The sequence below is a fragment of the Polynucleobacter sp. 30F-ANTBAC genome (genome assembly GCF_018882385.1).
Classification (GTDB): domain Bacteria; phylum Pseudomonadota; class Gammaproteobacteria; order Burkholderiales; family Burkholderiaceae; genus Polynucleobacter.
In genome coordinates, this window is the sequence record NZ_JACVON010000002.1 from 670,176 (window position 1) to 686,438 (window position 16,263).

Consider the following 16,263-nt stretch of genomic DNA (forward strand, 5'->3'; position numbering starts at 1 on the left):
TAAGTGTCACACAAACGTCACATAATTCCATTATTATGGAATTATGAAAAATACAGATGCCGTTCAATCATTCTTAGCCCTTGGTCAAGAGTCAAGGTTAAATATCTTTCGCCTTATTGTGCAACGAGGCTCTGAAGGGGTAACTCCTTCTGATATCAAAGAGAGCTTAGGCATACCTGCCGCAACACTCTCATTCCACCTAAAAGAGCTCTATCAAGCGAATTTAATTTTGGTGGAGCGCCAAAGTAGAAATTTGATCTACAGGCCTCACGCGGAACAGGTTCAATCCCTGATGGATTTCCTTCTCTTTAATTGTTGTGGCGGTCAATCTTGCGCACCCGATAAGTCAAAAACAAAAATGAAAGAAACATCATGAAACGTATGCACATTCACATTGCTGTAAAGGGTTTGGAAGAGAGTGTTGCTTTCTACTCAGAAATGTTTGGATCAGAGCCAACTGTTCATAAGGCAGATTACGCGAAATGGCAATTAGAAGATCCTAAAGTGAACTTTGCGATTTCTGCTAGAGGTGCTACAGAGGGCTTAAATCACCTAGGTATTCAGGTGGATGCGGCTGAAGGCTTAGTCGAAATGAAAACGAGATTGGATCAACTGCAAACAGATCTAGTTGAGGAAGAAGGCGCTGCTTGTTGTTATGCAAAGTCTGATAAGTATTGGGTCAATGATCCATCGGGTATTCCATGGGAAACATTTCATACTTTAGACAGTATTCCTGTCTTCAATGAGGCCTCTGATGAAGTTGCTGCAAGCGCTTGCTGTACGCCAGCATCTATGAGCAGTGTGGCAACCGTTTCAATTAGTTCGATTCCCACTAAGAATAAGTGTTGCTCTTAATAGATCGCTAGCTACTCATTTTATAAATCATTTAACTTTTTATTCGTCATGAAAACATACAACATACTTTTCTTATGTACGCACAACTCTGCACGCAGTGTGGTGGGTGAGGTTCTAGCCACTCAAATTTCTAATGGAAAATTTATTGGTTACTCAGCTGGTTCAACGCCGGGTGGCAAGGTCAATCCTTTCGCTGTTGAAATTGCTGAAAAGTACGGCTATGACTTATTTAAGTTGAGATCGAAGAGTTGGGATGAATACTCTTTGGCGGATGCGCCTCCAATGGATTTCATCATCACAGTTTGCGATAACGCAGCAGGCGAAGTCTGCCCATTCTGGCCGGGTAAGCCTGCAACGGCGCATTGGGGCTATCCTGATCCATCAGCAGTTGAGGGTGGGGACGATGCTAAGCGTGCGGCATTCAAAGATGTTGAATTAGGTTTGAAAAAGCGTATTGAGATTCTTATGAACTTACCTTTAGAAAAACTAGATTCAATGTCATTAAGTGCTGAACTTAAAAACATTGCTGCAAATAACTAATCATTGGCGTACATCACATGAATATTTTTGAGCGTTATTTAACGGTATGGGTTTTTATCTGTATCGTGGTTGGCATTGCGCTGGGCCAATTGTTTCCAGCTGCTTTTCAGTTGCTGGGTGGGTTAGAAGTAGCTAACGTCAACATACCCGTTGGTTTTCTGATCTGGATCATGATCATTCCGATGTTGGTCAAGGTGGATTTTGGTGCTATGAACCAAATGCGTCAGCACCTCAAAGGTATTGGCGTCACCTTGTTTATTAACTGGTTGGTGAAACCTTTCTCGATGGCATTTTTGGCATGGTTATTTATCCGTGAAATATTTGCGCCTTACTTACCCGCTGATCAATTAGATAGCTATATCGCTGGTTTGATTTTGTTGGCAGCGGCACCTTGTACAGCGATGGTGTTTGTATGGAGTCGTTTGACCAATGGTGATCCATTGTTCACTTTGTCTCAGGTTGCTCTCAACGATGCCATCATGGTGGTTGCATTTGCCCCCTTGGTCGCATTTTTGTTAGGTGTTTCGGCGATCACCGTTCCTTGGGATACCTTATTAACCTCCGTGATCTTGTATATCGTGATCCCAGTGATCTTGGCCCAGCTTTTAAGAAAATCATTGCTGGCCCGTGGCCCAGAAGTTTTTGATTCAGTGATGAAAAAAATTGGTCCTTGGTCGATTACAGCATTGTTGGTGACATTGATTCTTCTCTTTGCTTTTCAAGGTGAGGCAATCATTAATCAGCCTCTCGTTATTGCGATGTTGGCGGTACCTATTCTGATCCAGGTATTTTTCAACTCTTCCTTAGCATATTGGCTCAACCGTGCGGTGGGTGAGAAGCACAATGTAGCTTGTCCATCCGCTTTGATCGGCGCATCAAACTTCTTTGAGTTAGCCGTTGCTGCAGCAATTAGTTTGTTTGGATTCCATTCCGGAGCTGCTTTAGCAACCGTGGTGGGGGTCTTGATTGAGGTGCCCGTGATGTTATTGGTGGTTAGATGGGTGAATCAGTCAAAACCTTGGTACGAGAAGGGTGCCTCTTGTTCTAAGTAATATGACATAAATAAGAATAAATCCTAAGTAATCAATAAAAACAGCCCTTTTAATAAAGGGCTTTTTTTATTTAAGGAATTGATTTATATAGATAAATTAAGCATAAGGTAAGATCTTGAGGTTTTAATCAAGTTCTAGCGCAAATGTCACAAAACTTTCATAATGTCTCTGTATCTTCACTCTTGTCGCAATGAGCGTCATTTAATGAGGAAAAAATGAAATCTTTATTTACCAAAACATTAGTTGCAGGTGCGATTGCACTTTCAACAGTTACAACAGCGATGGCAGCCGATATTACTGGTGCTGGTGCTACTTTCCCATACCCTATCTACGCTAAATGGGCTGAAGCTTACAAAGCTAAAACAAATAACGGTTTGAACTACCAGTCGATCGGTTCTTCAGGTGGTATCAAGCAGATCAAAGCGAAGACTGTTGACTTCGGTGCTTCAGATGCCCCAGTTAAATTCGAAGACTTAGAAAAAGACGGTTTAGTTCAGTTCCCAGCAATTATCGGTGGCGTTGTGCCAGTGATGAACGTTGAGGGCATCAAGCCAGGTCAAATGAAGTTAGATGGTCAGACATTAGCTGATATTTTCCAAGGAAAGATCACTAAGTGGGATGACAAGCGTATTGCTGCGTTGAATCCTGGCGTTAAGATCCCTAGTTCTGACATCACGATCGTTCACCGTGCTGACGGTTCAGGTACTACAGCTATTTTCACTGACTACTTAGCTAAAGTAAGTGCTGATTGGAAATCTGTTGTTGGTGCTGGTGCTGCTGTTAAATGGCCTGCTGCGTCATCTGTGGGTGGTAAGGGTAACGAAGGTGTTGCTGCGAACGTTAACCGTATCAAGAACTCTATCGGTTACGTTGAATATGCTTACGCTAAGAAAAACAAAATGCCTTACGTTCAGTTGAAAAACGTTGCTGGTCAATATGTTGCTCCGGATGATGAAACATTTGCTGCCGCAGCCGCTGGTACAGATTGGTCAAAAGTTCCAGGTATGGGTACATTCATTACCAATGCTCCTGGTGCTAAATCATGGCCAATCACTGGTGCATCATTTATCTTGATGTACAAAGAGCCAGGTAACAAAGCTAACTCAGCTGAAGTATTGAAGTTCTTTGACTATGCTTTCAAAGAAGGCAAGAAAATGGCTGCAGATTTGGACTATGTTCCAATGCCTGACGCTACAACAGACTTCATTCGTAAGAACGTTTGGACACAAATTAAGACTAAGTAATTAGTTGGTTGTTGAGTAAAGCAGGAGATAGGCCATGTGGCCTATCTCCTTTAATACTAGGATATATATGGATACCAGTCAGTTATCTGACATGTTGACCCCGCAAGCTGAAAGAATCCTTAAGATTCAAAGGATTCAAGATTTCATCTTTCACAAGTCAACCTTATTTTTTGCTATGACCGTGCTATTGGCACTGATCGGCATCATCATTTCTTTGATTATTAATGCGTGGCCAGCCTTGCGTGAATTTGGACTTGGATTCTTTTTCACGATCGAGTGGGACATTATTAATGGTCAATTCGGCGGCTTGATCGCTATCTTCGGTACGGTGGTGAGTGCGCTCATTGCACTTTTGATTGCAGTCCCTTTAAGTTTTGGCGTTGCTGTATTCTTAACTGAAACTTGCCCTATGCGCCTAAGAAGACCGCTTGGAACTGCTGTAGAGCTTCTGGCTGCGGTGCCGTCTATCATCTACGGTATGTTCGGTTTATTTATTTTTGCCCCATTATTTGCTGAATATATTCAACCTGCTTTGGCGAATACATTAGGTCAGGTGCCTGGGTTGCATTACTTATTTGCTGGTGCATTTAACGGTATTGGTATTTTGTGTGCTGGATTGATTCTAGCCATGATGGTTTTGCCATTTATCGCATCTGTGATGCGTGACGTTTTTGAAATTGTTCCTCCTGTTCTAAAAGAATCTGCTTATGGCATGGGTTGCACAACTTGGGAAGTGGTAAACAAGATTGTTCTACCCTATACCAAGACAGGTGTGATTGGTGGTGTGATGTTAGGTTTAGGTCGCGCTCTTGGTGAAACGATGGCGGTGACGTTTGTGATTGGTAATGCCCACAAGCTTTCAGCTTCCTTATTCTCGCCAGGTAACTCGATTGCTTCAACATTGGCCAACGAATTTGGTGAAGCAGAGCCGGGCCTTCATTACTCTTCATTATTTGCATTAGGTTTAGCACTTTTCGTGATTACTTTTGTAGTTCTAGCCTTAGCGAAGTTAATGCTTGCAAGAATGGAAGCTAGTCAAGGGAGAAAAACATAATGATGAATGTTAAAAACCCTGCTATTTACGCCAAGCGCAAGCGCAGTAATTGGATTGGTTTAGCACTATCCATGGGCGCCATGGTTTTAGGTATGGTCTTCCTTCTTTGGATTTTGAGCATCCTTTTTATTAAAGGTTTCTCAGCGATCGATATCAATATGTTCACGCAAAGTACACCAGCGCCAGGATCTGAGGGTGGTGGTTTAGCCAATGCGATTGTGGGTAGCTTAATGATCGTGGTGAGCTGTACATTGATCAGTACACCGATTGGCGTGATGGCTGGCATTTACTTATCGGAGTATGGTGCAAAGAGCAAAGTTGCTTCAATTACTCGATTTGTGAATGACATCATGTTGTCAGCACCGTCGATTGTGATTGGTTTGTTTATTTATGCTGTGCTAGTGGCTCAAGTCAAACACTTCTCAGGCTGGGCAGGCACGATTGCTTTGGCCTTGATCGCTATTCCTGTGGTTGTTCGAACTACAGAGAATATGCTGCAATTGGTTCCTGGCAGTTTGCGTGAAGCAGCTTATGCCTTGGGTGCGCCAAGATGGAAGGTAGCCTACAGCGTGACACTAACAGCGGCTAGAAGCGGTGTGATCACCGGCATTCTTTTAGCATTGGCGCGTGTGAGTGGTGAAACAGCACCCTTGTTGTTTACTGCGTTGAACAACCAGTTCTTCTCAACCAATATGAATGCGCCAATGGCTAACTTGCCAGTCGTGATCTTCCAATTTGCAATGAGCCCTTATGACAATTGGGTCGATCTAGCTTGGGGCGCTGCCTTACTCATCACATTAGTAGTTCTCGGTTTAAATATCATCACGCGTGTGGTGTTTAGAGAAAAAGTTCAAGGATAAAAAATGATCGCTACAAATCAAACTGCGCCGGCTAATTTAAAAAATGCCCTTGAAATTAGAAACCTTAATTTTTATTACGGTTCATTTATGGGTCTTAAAAATGTCAATTTAGATATTGCTGAAAAGCATGTGACAGCATTTATTGGACCATCGGGTTGTGGTAAATCAACCTTATTGCGGACCTTAAACCGTATGTATGACTTGTATCCTGGTCAGCGTGCTGAAGGTCAAATCAACTTTTATGGAAAAAACATCCTTGATCCTAAGCAAGATTTGAACTTGCTCCGTTCTCGAATCGGTATGATTTTCCAGAAGCCAACACCGTTCCCGATGTCCATTTATGACAACATCGCTTTTGGTGTGAACTTGTATGAGTCTTTATCCCGTTCAGAAATGGATGAGCGCGTAGAGTGGTCGTTAACCAAAGCTGCTCTATGGGGCGAGGTGAAAGATAAACTCACTCAAAGCGGTCTATCTTTGTCGGGCGGACAGCAACAACGTTTATGTATTGCGCGCGGTGTAGCGGTGAAACCATCGATCCTGTTGTTGGATGAGCCAACCTCTGCATTGGACCCTATTTCTACGGCAAAGGTAGAAGAGTTGGTTCATGAACTCAAGAAAGACTATACGATCGCGATTGTTACGCATAACATGCAACAAGCAGCTCGCGTTTCTGATTTCACAGCTTATATGTATTTGGGTGAAATGGTTGAATTTGGTAAAACAGATGAGATCTTCATTAAGCCGAAACGTAAAGAGACAGAAGACTACATTACCGGTCGCTTTGGTTAATTTAAATAAGCCATCGACTCAATAAGAATTAGGAGAAAAAAATGCCAGATAAACACTTATCGTCACAATTTGATAATGACCTAAACTCAGTATGCGGAAAGCTGCTTGAGATGGGTGGTGTGGTTGAATCACAAGTTGCTATGGCCATGCGTGCATTTGCCAACTTGGACGGTGATTTAGCCGATCAAGTCATGGCGCGTGAGCGTGAAGTCAATGACTATGAAATTGAAATTGACTCCTTGTGCACGGAGCTTATCGCTCGTCGTCAACCAACTGCTCGTGATTTACGTTTGGTGATGGCTGTTTCTAAAGCCATTACGAACTTAGAGCGCGCCGGTGACGAAGCAGACCGTATCGCCAGAAGAACAAAACACATCTTAGAAGATAGCGCATCTCACAATATCAATACTGCTGAGATCCGTTTATCAGGCCAGATGGCTGTTTCTTTATTGCGCCGTAGCTTGGACTGTTTTGCCCGTTTAGACACAAAAGCAGCTGCTGAAGTGGTTCATGAAGACAAGCAGATTGATGAAGAATTCAGAGCCTTTGTGCGTAAATTGGTGAGCTACATGGCGGAAGATCCACGCACGATTTCTGTTGCACTAGACATGTTGTTTATTGCTAAGGCGGTTGAGCGTATTGGCGATCATGCTAAGAATATTGCTGAGTTTGTTATCTATATCGTTAAAGGTACAGATGTTCGACATCTCCCTCACGAGCAGTTATCACAAGAGGCTAATAGCTAATTATGGCAAGCAGCATACTCATCGTTGAAGATGAACCTTCGATAGCAGAATTAATTGCTGTCAATCTGAGTCATGCTGGATTTCTCCCCATCAGGGCGTTTCAGACTGATCAAGCATCGCAATTAATGAAAGAAGTACTACCTGACTTGGTTGTGCTTGACTGGATGTTACCTGGTAAATCAGGCATTCAGTTTGCTAAAGAATTACGTAGTCATGAGCGAACCAAGGACATTCCGATTATCTTGTTAACAGCAAGAGGTGAGGAAATGGATAAGATTGCTGGTCTTGAATCCGGTGCAGATGATTACATCACCAAGCCTTTCTCTCCGAAAGAACTCGTTGCCCGTATTAAGGCTGTTCTAAGGAGAAGAGCTCCTCAGTTAGCTGATGAAATCGTCCAGATCCATCACTTAAAGCTTGATCCCGTCTCTCATCGCGTTACTGCAAGCAATGGGGCCACGGAAGTGACTCTCGACTTGGGGCCTACTGAATTTAGACTTCTGCACTTCTTGATGACGCATCCTGAGCGTGTTCATTCACGTGGGCAGCTTTTAGATAAAGTTTGGGGCGATCATGTGTTTGTTGAGGAAAGAACTGTAGACGTTCATATTAAGCGTCTTAGAGCCTCTTTAGCCCCTGCTGAGTGCCAAAATCTCATTGAGACTGTTCGTGGTAGCGGCTACCGCCTCACTAAAAACCCTGTTCCAGCGTAAAACTCAGTCACTACTATTCCTGATGTTTAGTGGCATGGTGTTTGGGCTGTAACAGGCTTAATGACTAATCCTTATTAATTCTGCCTATTGGTCTTCTTCAGTGAATCTTTTTGGAAGATAAGGTACTTCTAAGTACTTTGAGCTCGTTATTAGAAATGCATAGTAGACGACATCGCGTCGGAACTTCTCTTCAGAGAAGGTCATAAAATCCAGTTGCGATTGCTTTGTACTCGCTTGAGAAACCTCAATAGCGTCTTGGTGAAAGATGGTTTTACTAATAGTCATATATGTCAAAGCGAATTCCTTATGCTTTGAATCATAGGGGGCAATTTTGACAATTCTAAGTCGCTTTTTTGAAATATTTTTGAATCTTCTCAAGCCTTGTTAAGATAGCGGTATGTTGTCATTGCAAACCCGCTTATTTTTTATAGCGACCCTTGTTTTAGTCATTTCTTGGCTGGTAGGCGACCTTGTCAGCAGCACGGCAGGTTGGTTGACTGCCGTTATCTGCTTAGGGGTCTTATTAGCGTATCAGCTTTGGCATGCTTCCAAATTATCAAAACTACTGTTGACCCCAAAACATGGTGAAATCCCTCGAGCTATGGGTATTTGGGGTGAAATCTATTACAGATTACATAAGTTAACTCGCGCTTGGCGTGATCAAGTGATTGAGGTAGAGCAGCAACACCAACGTTTTATTCAGGCTATTCAGGCTTCACCCAATGGTGTGGTTATGCTCAATGAAGAGGACCAAATGGAGTGGTGCAATGCATTTGCCGGCGCACACTTTGGTTTAAATGCCAGACGCGATGCCATGCAACGCATCACGCACATTCTCCGTAAGCCGGCATTTGTGCAATATATTCTTCGCCAGAATTATCGGGATCCGATTCGTTTAACCAATATGGGCTTGTTTGAAGAGTACACCTTAGATGTGCAGATATTTCCTTACGGCGATAAACAAAAACTCATTCTGTCTCAAGATGTATCACAGATTGAAAAAACAGATGCGATGCGACGAGATTTCGTCGCCAACGTTTCACATGAATTAAAAACCCCATTGACTGTTCTGGCTGGTTTTTTAGAAACTGTTCAAGAGTTGGAATTAAGCCCTGAAGATAGAGATCGTTATCTTGAATTGATGAGTATTCAAACAGGCCGCATGAAGACAATTGTGGATGATTTGCTAACCTTGGCCAAGCTAGAGGGTAACCCTGAACCACCGATCTCTCAGGCTATTCCGATGGCTAAATTGTTAGAGAAACTCAAGCTAGACGCTGAGGGGCTATCTCAAGGACAACATCAGATCACATTGACCAATAGAACAGATAAAAACATTTTAGGCGATGAGGCTGAGATGTATTCGGCATTCAGTAATTTGGTATTCAACGCGGTACGCTATACGCCTGAGGGTGGCAAGATTGATGTGGTTTGGGAAAACACCGATCATGGTGCTGAATTCTCAGTTACCGATACAGGGCCAGGTATTGCCGAAGAGCATATCCCGCGTTTAACCGAGCGTTTTTATAGGATTGATCGCAGTCGTTCGAGAGAAACCGGTGGAACCGGTTTGGGTATGGCGATTGTGAAGCACGTTATCAATCGCCACCAGGGTGAATTAAAAATTCAATCGGTTTTAGGTGAGGGTAGTCGCTTTTCTTTAATCCTCACCAAATCTCGCTTGAGTTCTGACAAGAACTTAAACGAGAAGTTGAACTAATTCTTTCTGTCCGATGTAAGGTGTCACGCCTGCACGTGGCTTGAGCTGAACGTAAGCCCCTTCCGAATTCATTTGCCATGCTGTGCTGTTATCTCTGAGCAGCATCTTCAAACCCTCTTTGATGACACGGGCTTTCAATTTCTTATCGAGAATAGGGAATGCGACTTCCACACGACGGAAAAGATTGCGATCCATCCAGTCCGCAGATGATAAATAAAGTACTTCTTCGCCATCAGCGTAGAAATAGTAAATACGGTGATGTTCTAAGAACCGACCGATGATCGATCTCACTTTTATATTCTCTGATAAACCTGGCACACCTGGCTTGAGCGCACAAACACCTCGGATAATTAAATCAATCTTCACGCCAGCCTGTGATGCGTTATAGAGCTCTTGAATGATCGTTGGCTCCAATAAGGCATTCATCTTCGCAATGATGTGAGCTTTTTTGCCGGCCTTTGCTGCTTTCGCTTCTGCTTGAATATGCGCGATTAACTGATCATGCATGGTGAAAGGTGATTGCCATAGCTGTTTAAGTGCCGTTCGACGACCTGTTCCAGTTAGTTGCATGAAAACATGGTGCATGTCTTCGCAAATATCAGGATTGGAAGTCATCAAACCAAAGTCACTATAAAGCTTGGCTGTTTTTGGATGGTAGTTGCCGGTACCTAAATGACCGTATCGTTTCAATATAGTCTTATCTTTGCGTCGACCAACGCCCGAAATAAGCTCTTTACGAACCACCAATAGCATCTTGGCATGGCACTTATGACCCACCACACCATAAACCACGTGCGCGCCAACAGCTTCTAGCTTAGCCGCCCAAGAAATATTGGTTTGTTCGTCAAAACGAGCTAAGAGTTCTACAACAACAGTCACTTCTTTACCGTTACGAGCTGCTTCCATTAAGGCATCCATCACCAAAGACTGATCTCCAGTTCTGTATACAGTTTGCTTGATGGCTAAAACATGGGGATCCTTTGCTGCGGATCGGAGTAGTTCTAATACGGGATCAAAGCTTTGATACGGATGATGTAAAAGAATGTCTTCCTGTGACAATTGTTCAAACAAGTCCGTTCCAGAATTTAAAGTCACCGATTTTTTAGGAATGTGATCTGGGAACTTGAGGTCTGGTCGATCAATTAAATCTGGGATTTGTACTAAACGTACTAAATTAACTGGGCCATCGACGCGATAGCAATCTTCAGGGTGGAGATTCTCAACCTCTAATAAATAATCAGTAAGAGACTGAGGCATGTCGGATTTGATTTCTAAGCGAACGGCATCGCCCAGATGGCGAGAGGGCAATTCGCCTTGAAGAGCTGCACGTAAATCCGTAATGTCATCCTCGGAAACAAATAAATCCGAGTTACGAGTTACTCTAAACTGATGACAACCTGTGACCTTCATGCCTTGGAACAATTCCGGTACAAAGGCATGCATAAAAGAAGAGAGCAGCACAAAGCCTTGTGTATTTCCTGATAAATTCTTGGGCATCATCACCACGCGAGGAAGTGATCGTGGCGCTTGAACAACCGCTAATTCAGCGCTTCTACCAAATGCATCTTGCCCTTCTAAAGTAACAAAAAAGTTAAGACTCTTATTGATGACTTTAGGGAATGGGTGTGCTGGATCTAAGGCAATAGGCGTTAACAGCGGTACCAATTCACTATTGAAGAATTCTTTTGCCCAGTTTCTTTGTGCCACTGTCCATTCATCGTGCGTGTGGAAGGTGATGCCTTGCTTTGCAATTTTGGGAAGAATGTCGTCTTTTAAAAGTTGGTATTTTCTTTCTACCAAGTCGTGTGCTTTTTGAGCAACGATATCGTAGGCAGTCGTGATGGACATGCCATCCGCTGTTTTACCTTTAGGATTACTTTTTAACTGCTCTTTGATACCCGACATACGGATTTCAAAGAACTCATCCATATTGCTTGATACGATACAAACAAACCTCAAGCGCTCGAGCAAAGGAGTTTTTGGATTTTCTGCTTGTTGGAGTACGCGAGAGTTAAACTCAAGCACGCCTAGTTCACGGTTTAATAATGGGGTCTTTGATGACATAGCTCTAGTTTGACTATGAAAGATGTCAAATAGATGACATTTTTGTGAATTTAGCTTGTAATCACAATGTCATAATAAAGTCATAATCTATTGAGATTAAAAATAATTAAAAAAGAACAATACCTTGTCATTAACCCCTTTAACTCCTGCCAAAGAAGAGCTCGTTGCTGCTGTTGACCTGGGGTCGAACAGTTTTCGCATGGTGATTGCAAGAGTCATTAAGTCAGCCTCGGGCACTCAAGTGCAACCGATTGATACGCTCAGGGAATCGGTTCGTATGGCAGCGGGTCTCACTGAAGATAAACGATTGGATGAGAAGTCCATTGCCAGAGGACTTAAGGCACTTCATCGATTTGGCGATCGCCTTAGAAACTTTGATACCAAACAGGTGAGGGTCGTAGCTACCAATACTTTGCGCGTGGCTCGTAATGCCGACGCTTTTATTAAGGAAGCTGAAAAACTATTGGGTTTCCCGATTGAAGTTGTGGCAGGCCGAGAAGAGGCGCGTCTTATTTATATTGGAGCAGCCCACGATGCACCTACCTGCGATGGCAAGAGATTCGTATTGGATATCGGTGGTGGTTCAACAGAATTCATCATTGGTGAAGGTTATGAACCTAAGTTACTTGAATCACTCTATATCGGCTGTGTCTCCTATAGCCAAGAATACTTCCCGAATGGCTTGGTCGATGCTCACAGTTTCAAGCAAGCTCAGACGGCAGCCCGACGAGAAATTCAAGCAATTTCGTCACAATTTAAAAAAATGGGCTGGAAGCAATCAATTGGTTCTTCTGGAACTGCAAGAGCGATTGCAGAGCTAATTGCCCAAAACGGATTCGATGGCGTGCCTCATGATCTTCCCGTTAATGGTGCGGGTGGTGTCATTACGAAGGAAGCCTTGCAGCTTCTTAAAAAATCTTTAATAGATAGCGAATTCATTGATCGCTCGAATTTGATTGGTTTAAAAGGCGATCGAAAACCTGTACTACCAGGTGGGCTAGCCATCATGATTGCTGCGTTTGAAGAATTAGATATCGAACGGATGGAAGTGACTGAAGCTGCTTTGCGCTTGGGAGTGCTTTATGATCTGATGGGTCGATCCCAGCATCACGACATGCGTTTTGTGACGGTTGAGCAATTCATGCAGCGTTATGGAATAGATCGACAGCAGGCGAAAAGAGTAAGTGATGTCGCTGTTTACTTTTTAGAGCAGTTTCCTAAGCCTAAAAATGAAGATCGTAAAGACAATACACACCTTCTCTCTTGGGCAGCCAAACTTCATGAGATTGGTTTAAGCATCACTCATAACGGCTATCACAAGCATTCGGCTTATATTGCCTCTCATGCCGATATGCCGGGCTTCTCAAGATTGGATCAAGCGAGATTGGCAGCATTGTTGCTGGGACACACCGGCAAATTAGGTAAGATTTCAGTTGGTTCGGCCTATATTGATTGGCGCATGTTGTTTTGCCTAAGGTTGGCACACGTCATCTGCCGTAGACGAGATGACGAAGGTATTCCTGATATTTCTGTCAAAGAAATTGAAGGAGGCTTTTTACTGAAAGTTTCCAAAGAGTGGTCTAAGAAGAACCCACTCACTCAATTTGGTCTAGAGAAAGAATCGGCTGATTGGCAAAAAATTGGCCGTGAATACCAAATTGAACTGATATAAAAAAGGAGCCTTTGAAGGGCTCCTTTTTTGTTGATCTATGTTTCAAGCAGGCTGCTGAATTACTGACCTAAAAAGTGCTTGGCATATCTTGGGTGGATATCTTCCATGCGCAACATGGTGAGGAAGTCTGCAGTATTGAAGTCAGGATCCCATGCTGGGTTGCCGCAAACCTTAGCACCTAAACGCAAGTAGCCTTTGATCAAAGCAGGAGGGTCTACATCCAATTGGTTATTTAATTCTTCAACCGGTAAAGCCAAGCGTGGAAATACACGGTATTCAATATCAGTTAAGTGGTTGGAGTTCAATAGGGTGGACAAGCTGGCAGCATAGTGGCCACCATCGCCCATTTGAACGCTAGCGCAACCCAACATGATCTCGTAATCATTCTTTTTCATGTATTGCCCTAAGCCACTCCACAACGCCATGATCACACCACCAGAACGGTAATCACGGTGAACACAAGAACGACCCACTTCCACCATTTTGTGACGTAGATGGCGTAAACGAGTTAAGTCAAATTCCGAGTCTGAGTAAAAACAGCCCATTTGTTTAGCTTGGTGCGGCGGTAGCACACGGTATGTACCGATCACTTTTAAAGATTCTGTGTCACGAATGATCAAGTGCTCACAGAAATCATCAAAAATATCAACGTCTAAACCTTCTTGAGAAGGTTTTAACGTGGCACCCATTTCTTCAGCAAACACTTTGTAGCGTAAACGTTGAGCTTCACGTACTTCATCTTGATGACGAGCCCAGCTGATCGAGATAGGGCTTTGCTTAGAAGAGTCTGTGTGAACAGCTGGTGCAGCCATTTCAGATTGGGCTGTAGATTTCTGAGATCCGCCAGCGGGTATTAAGCGAGCAATTTTCTCTTGAATGATTTTATGGAATGGATTTTTTTTCATGCTTGTTTTAACTATTTCAGATTTAGTTAGCGAGCTAGTGAGTGATAGCCATGGGTTTGGTAGATCTTTCATTGGGTCACCTCCGTCTTTGTCTTATTCATATGAAGTAATGTAAATAATCTATATGTCAGAAAGATGACTATTAATTGACAGTTGTATGACTGGTCTTGGGTTTTAAGTGCTCCAAGAATTGTTCACTCGCTGCTTTCCATGAAAACTTCTCCGCATGTTTTCTGGCGGATTCCTTAGGTATTCTTAAAGCAAGCAAGCAGGCTTCTTGGAGGTTCTCGCGCATGACGCCAGCATCCGAGTCGCCTAAAACATCAATAGGTCCAGTCACTGGATACGCTGCAACAGGCAACCCACAAGCCATAGCCTCCAATAAAACCAAACCAAATGTATCTGTTTTACTTGGAAACACAAATACATCTGCAGCGGCATAAACTTTGGCTAATTCTTCTTGCTGCAAAACACCCAAGTAGTTCACATGCGGGTATTTATTTTTGAGGCCTTCCAATGCGGGGCCATCACCAACCACCCACTTTGATCCTGGTAGTTTCAGCTCTAAAAAAGCTTCAATATTCTTTTCAACAGCAACGCGCCCCACACATAAGAAAATCGGAGGTTCGGATTCAAGCACTCGAGATTCTTGCATCTTGAAAATATCGAGATCAACTCCTCTTGTCCAAAGAACGGTGTTTGTAAAGCCATAGTGTTTCAGATCTTTAATTACGACTTCTGTCGGAGCCATCAATGCCAAAGAAGGATCGTGGAACCAACGTAAAAACTTATATGTGACAGCAAGTGGGATAGCCGTTCTGGCTTTAACATATTCTGGGAAACGAGTATGGTAGGCCGTTGTGAAGGGAAGCTTATTTTTAAGAGCATACGATCTGGCAGCAATGCCCAATGGACCTTCTGTAGCAATGTGAATCGCATCTGGATTAAAGGCAGCCATTTTTTGCTTCACTTTTTTACTAGGGAATAGCGATAAAGAAATATCAGGATAGGTAGGGCAAGGGACCGTTTTAAATTCTAGGGGAGTGATCATTTCAATCACGTGACCTAGTTTTTTAAGTTCATGCATGGTCTGTTTGAGGGTTCTCACCACGCCATTAACTTGTGGTTCCCAGGCATCCGTTACGATCATAATCTTCATACAGTCTCCACCTCTTTTTGATTGTTATGTTCTATGTGATCTGTTCGTGCAGTTGGATGCATCGAGATCATGGTTTGATTGATTTCAACATCAATATTGACGCTAAGTTGTTCCTTTTTATCTTCTAGGATCCTTGGCCAGTGAACAATTCTCAGTTCACCATTCATGTCCTCTACCAAGGCCGTTAGACTTTCGACCCAGTCACCATCGTTGCAATAGAGGATGTCATCAATCATGCGGATCTCCGCTTTGTGGATATGACCACAGACAACACCGTCACACCCTCTAATGCGGGCTTCACGAGCCATGATTTTTTCAAAATCAGCAATGAAGCTCACAGCATTTTTGACGGAGTGCTTGAGATATTGAGAGAGTGACCAATAGTTAAGACCCATACGAGCTCTAATCTTGTTGAACCAACCATTGACCCAAAGAATGAAGGTATAGAGTGTGTCACCGACGTAGGCCAGCCATTTGGCATATTGCATCACGCTGTCAAATAAATCGCCGTGAGTGATCCATAATCTTCGGCCATCTGCCATCACATGGATCACTTCTTCTTCAATGCGAATATCACCCAAATTCATACCAAAGAATTGACGAGCCATTTCGTCGTGATTGCCTGGAATAAATATAACTTCTGCGCCTTTGCGAGCCTTACGAAGTAACTTTTGAACCACATCGTTGTGTGATTGAGGCCAGTACCATCGTTTTTTTAGTTGCCAACCATCGATGATGTCGCCAACCAAATAAAACTTGTCAGCCTCATTGTGTTTTAAAAAGTCCAAGAGGTAGTTCGCTTGGCAGCCTGATGTGCCTAGGTGGACGTCGGAAATCCAAATCGCTCTGTATTGGTTCATGAGAGCCTATTGGGCCCGACTTATTTG

At 43.2% G+C, this 16,263-nt stretch carries 16 protein-coding genes; 12 read left to right on the plus strand and 4 right to left on the minus strand.

Going from position 1 to position 16,263, the window contains the following annotated elements; all coding sequences use genetic code 11:
- The first annotated feature begins 43 nt into the window (after window positions 1–43).
- The 11 genes from ICN28_RS08910 to phoR all read left to right on the plus strand — a co-directional run bounded on the left by ICN28_RS08910 (window position 44) and on the right by phoR (window position 9,576).
- Window positions 44–376, plus strand: a complete 333-nt coding sequence (locus ICN28_RS08910) for a helix-turn-helix transcriptional regulator (RefSeq protein WP_216287999.1) — start codon at window positions 44–46, stop codon at window positions 374–376.
- Window positions 373–855, plus strand: a complete 483-nt coding sequence (locus ICN28_RS08915) for an ArsI/CadI family heavy metal resistance metalloenzyme (protein ID WP_216288007.1) — start codon at window positions 373–375, stop codon at window positions 853–855. The genes ICN28_RS08910 and ICN28_RS08915 overlap by 4 nt, the downstream gene beginning before the upstream one ends.
- 48 nt (window positions 856–903) lie before the next feature.
- A complete protein-coding gene (locus tag ICN28_RS08920) occupies window positions 904–1,395 on the plus strand; it encodes an arsenate reductase ArsC (protein ID WP_216288010.1) in 492 nt (163 codons plus the stop codon).
- Between the two features lie 17 nt (window positions 1,396–1,412).
- Entirely contained in the window at window positions 1,413–2,447 is a 1,035-nt protein-coding gene (gene arsB / locus ICN28_RS08925) for an ACR3 family arsenite efflux transporter (RefSeq protein WP_216288012.1), read from the plus strand.
- A 215-nt stretch (window positions 2,448–2,662) separates the two neighbouring features.
- On the plus strand, window positions 2,663–3,691 hold the full coding sequence (gene pstS, locus ICN28_RS08930) for a phosphate ABC transporter substrate-binding protein PstS (protein WP_216288013.1): 1,029 nt from the start codon (window positions 2,663–2,665) through the stop codon (window positions 3,689–3,691).
- A 67-nt stretch (window positions 3,692–3,758) separates the two neighbouring features.
- The gene (gene pstC / locus ICN28_RS08935; RefSeq protein WP_216288015.1) at window positions 3,759–4,745 is read left to right on the plus strand and encodes a phosphate ABC transporter permease subunit PstC; all 987 of its coding nucleotides are present in this window, start codon (window positions 3,759–3,761) and stop codon (window positions 4,743–4,745) included.
- Window positions 4,746–4,747: 2 nt separating this feature from the next.
- Window positions 4,748–5,605 (plus strand): phosphate ABC transporter permease PstA, encoded by an 858-nt coding sequence (pstA, locus tag ICN28_RS08940; protein ID WP_216288227.1) that lies wholly within the window; start codon window positions 4,748–4,750, stop codon window positions 5,603–5,605.
- Window positions 5,606–5,608: 3 nt separating this feature from the next.
- Complete coding sequence (gene pstB / locus ICN28_RS08945) at window positions 5,609–6,397, plus strand: phosphate ABC transporter ATP-binding protein PstB (RefSeq protein ID WP_216288017.1); 789 nt, start codon at window positions 5,609–5,611, stop codon at window positions 6,395–6,397.
- A gap of 41 nt (window positions 6,398–6,438) precedes the next feature.
- Window positions 6,439–7,143: a phosphate signaling complex protein PhoU gene (phoU, locus tag ICN28_RS08950; RefSeq protein WP_216288019.1), complete on the plus strand. Its 705-nt coding sequence runs from the start codon at window positions 6,439–6,441 to the stop codon at window positions 7,141–7,143.
- A gap of 2 nt (window positions 7,144–7,145) precedes the next feature.
- On the plus strand, window positions 7,146–7,856 hold the full coding sequence (gene phoB / locus ICN28_RS08955; RefSeq protein WP_216288021.1) for a phosphate regulon transcriptional regulator PhoB: 711 nt from the start codon (window positions 7,146–7,148) through the stop codon (window positions 7,854–7,856).
- 397 nt (window positions 7,857–8,253) lie between these two features.
- Window positions 8,254–9,576, plus strand: a complete 1,323-nt coding sequence (phoR, locus tag ICN28_RS08960) for a phosphate regulon sensor histidine kinase PhoR (RefSeq protein WP_216288022.1) — start codon at window positions 8,254–8,256, stop codon at window positions 9,574–9,576.
- Here the strand turns inward: phoR and ppk1 are convergent.
- A complete protein-coding gene (ppk1, locus tag ICN28_RS08965; protein WP_216288023.1) occupies window positions 9,556–11,640 on the minus strand; it encodes a polyphosphate kinase 1 in 2,085 nt (694 codons plus the stop codon). The two genes, phoR and ppk1, sit on opposite strands and share 21 nt — an antisense overlap.
- Window positions 11,641–11,764: 124 nt before the next feature.
- On the opposite strand from ppk1, the gene ppx reads away from it, so the two are divergent.
- Window positions 11,765–13,312, plus strand: coding sequence for an exopolyphosphatase (gene ppx, locus ICN28_RS08970; protein ID WP_255536200.1), 1,548 nt, complete (start codon window positions 11,765–11,767; stop codon window positions 13,310–13,312).
- A 59-nt stretch (window positions 13,313–13,371) separates the two neighbouring features.
- Here the strand turns inward: ppx and ICN28_RS08975 are convergent, their stop codons facing one another.
- The 3 genes from ICN28_RS08975 to ICN28_RS08985 form a co-directional block, all read right to left on the minus strand.
- A complete protein-coding gene (locus tag ICN28_RS08975; protein WP_255536218.1) occupies window positions 13,372–14,124 on the minus strand; it encodes a GNAT family N-acetyltransferase in 753 nt (250 codons plus the stop codon).
- 235 nt (window positions 14,125–14,359) lie between these two features.
- On the minus strand, window positions 14,360–15,376 hold the full coding sequence (locus ICN28_RS08980; RefSeq protein WP_216288027.1) for a glycosyltransferase family 1 protein: 1,017 nt from the start codon (window positions 15,374–15,376) through the stop codon (window positions 14,360–14,362).
- Window positions 15,373–16,236 (minus strand): UDP-2,3-diacylglucosamine diphosphatase, encoded by an 864-nt coding sequence (locus ICN28_RS08985; protein WP_216288029.1) that lies wholly within the window; start codon window positions 16,234–16,236, stop codon window positions 15,373–15,375. The genes ICN28_RS08980 and ICN28_RS08985 overlap by 4 nt, the downstream gene beginning before the upstream one ends.
- Between the last annotated feature and the right edge of the window lie 27 nt (window positions 16,237–16,263).

Bases quoted from the DNA above. Each gene is read 5' to 3' on its own strand.
- phoB (WP_216288021.1), top strand. From the start codon at position 7,146: ATGGCAAGCAGCATACTCATCGTTGAAGATGAACCTTCGATAGCAGAA.
- ICN28_RS08985 (WP_216288029.1), bottom strand. From the start codon at position 16,236: ATGAACCAATACAGAGCGATTTGGATTTCCGACGTCCACCTAGGCACA.
- ppk1 (WP_216288023.1), bottom strand. From the start codon at position 11,640: ATGTCATCAAAGACCCCATTATTAAACCGTGAACTAGGCGTGCTTGAG.
- phoU (WP_216288019.1), top strand. From the start codon at position 6,439: ATGCCAGATAAACACTTATCGTCACAATTTGATAATGACCTAAACTCA.
- ICN28_RS08975 (WP_255536218.1), bottom strand. From the start codon at position 14,124: ATGGCTGCACCAGCTGTTCACACAGACTCTTCTAAGCAAAGCCCTATC.
- phoR (WP_216288022.1), top strand. From the start codon at position 8,254: ATGTTGTCATTGCAAACCCGCTTATTTTTTATAGCGACCCTTGTTTTA.
- pstA (WP_216288227.1), top strand. From the start codon at position 4,748: ATGAATGTTAAAAACCCTGCTATTTACGCCAAGCGCAAGCGCAGTAAT.
- arsB (WP_216288012.1), top strand. From the start codon at position 1,413: ATGAATATTTTTGAGCGTTATTTAACGGTATGGGTTTTTATCTGTATC.
- ICN28_RS08980 (WP_216288027.1), bottom strand. From the start codon at position 15,376: ATGAAGATTATGATCGTAACGGATGCCTGGGAACCACAAGTTAATGGC.
- pstC (WP_216288015.1), top strand. From the start codon at position 3,759: ATGGATACCAGTCAGTTATCTGACATGTTGACCCCGCAAGCTGAAAGA.
- ICN28_RS08920 (WP_216288010.1), top strand. From the start codon at position 904: ATGAAAACATACAACATACTTTTCTTATGTACGCACAACTCTGCACGC.
- ICN28_RS08910 (WP_216287999.1), top strand. From the start codon at position 44: ATGAAAAATACAGATGCCGTTCAATCATTCTTAGCCCTTGGTCAAGAG.
- pstB (WP_216288017.1), top strand. From the start codon at position 5,609: ATGATCGCTACAAATCAAACTGCGCCGGCTAATTTAAAAAATGCCCTT.
- ICN28_RS08915 (WP_216288007.1), top strand. From the start codon at position 373: ATGAAACGTATGCACATTCACATTGCTGTAAAGGGTTTGGAAGAGAGT.
- pstS (WP_216288013.1), top strand. From the start codon at position 2,663: ATGAAATCTTTATTTACCAAAACATTAGTTGCAGGTGCGATTGCACTT.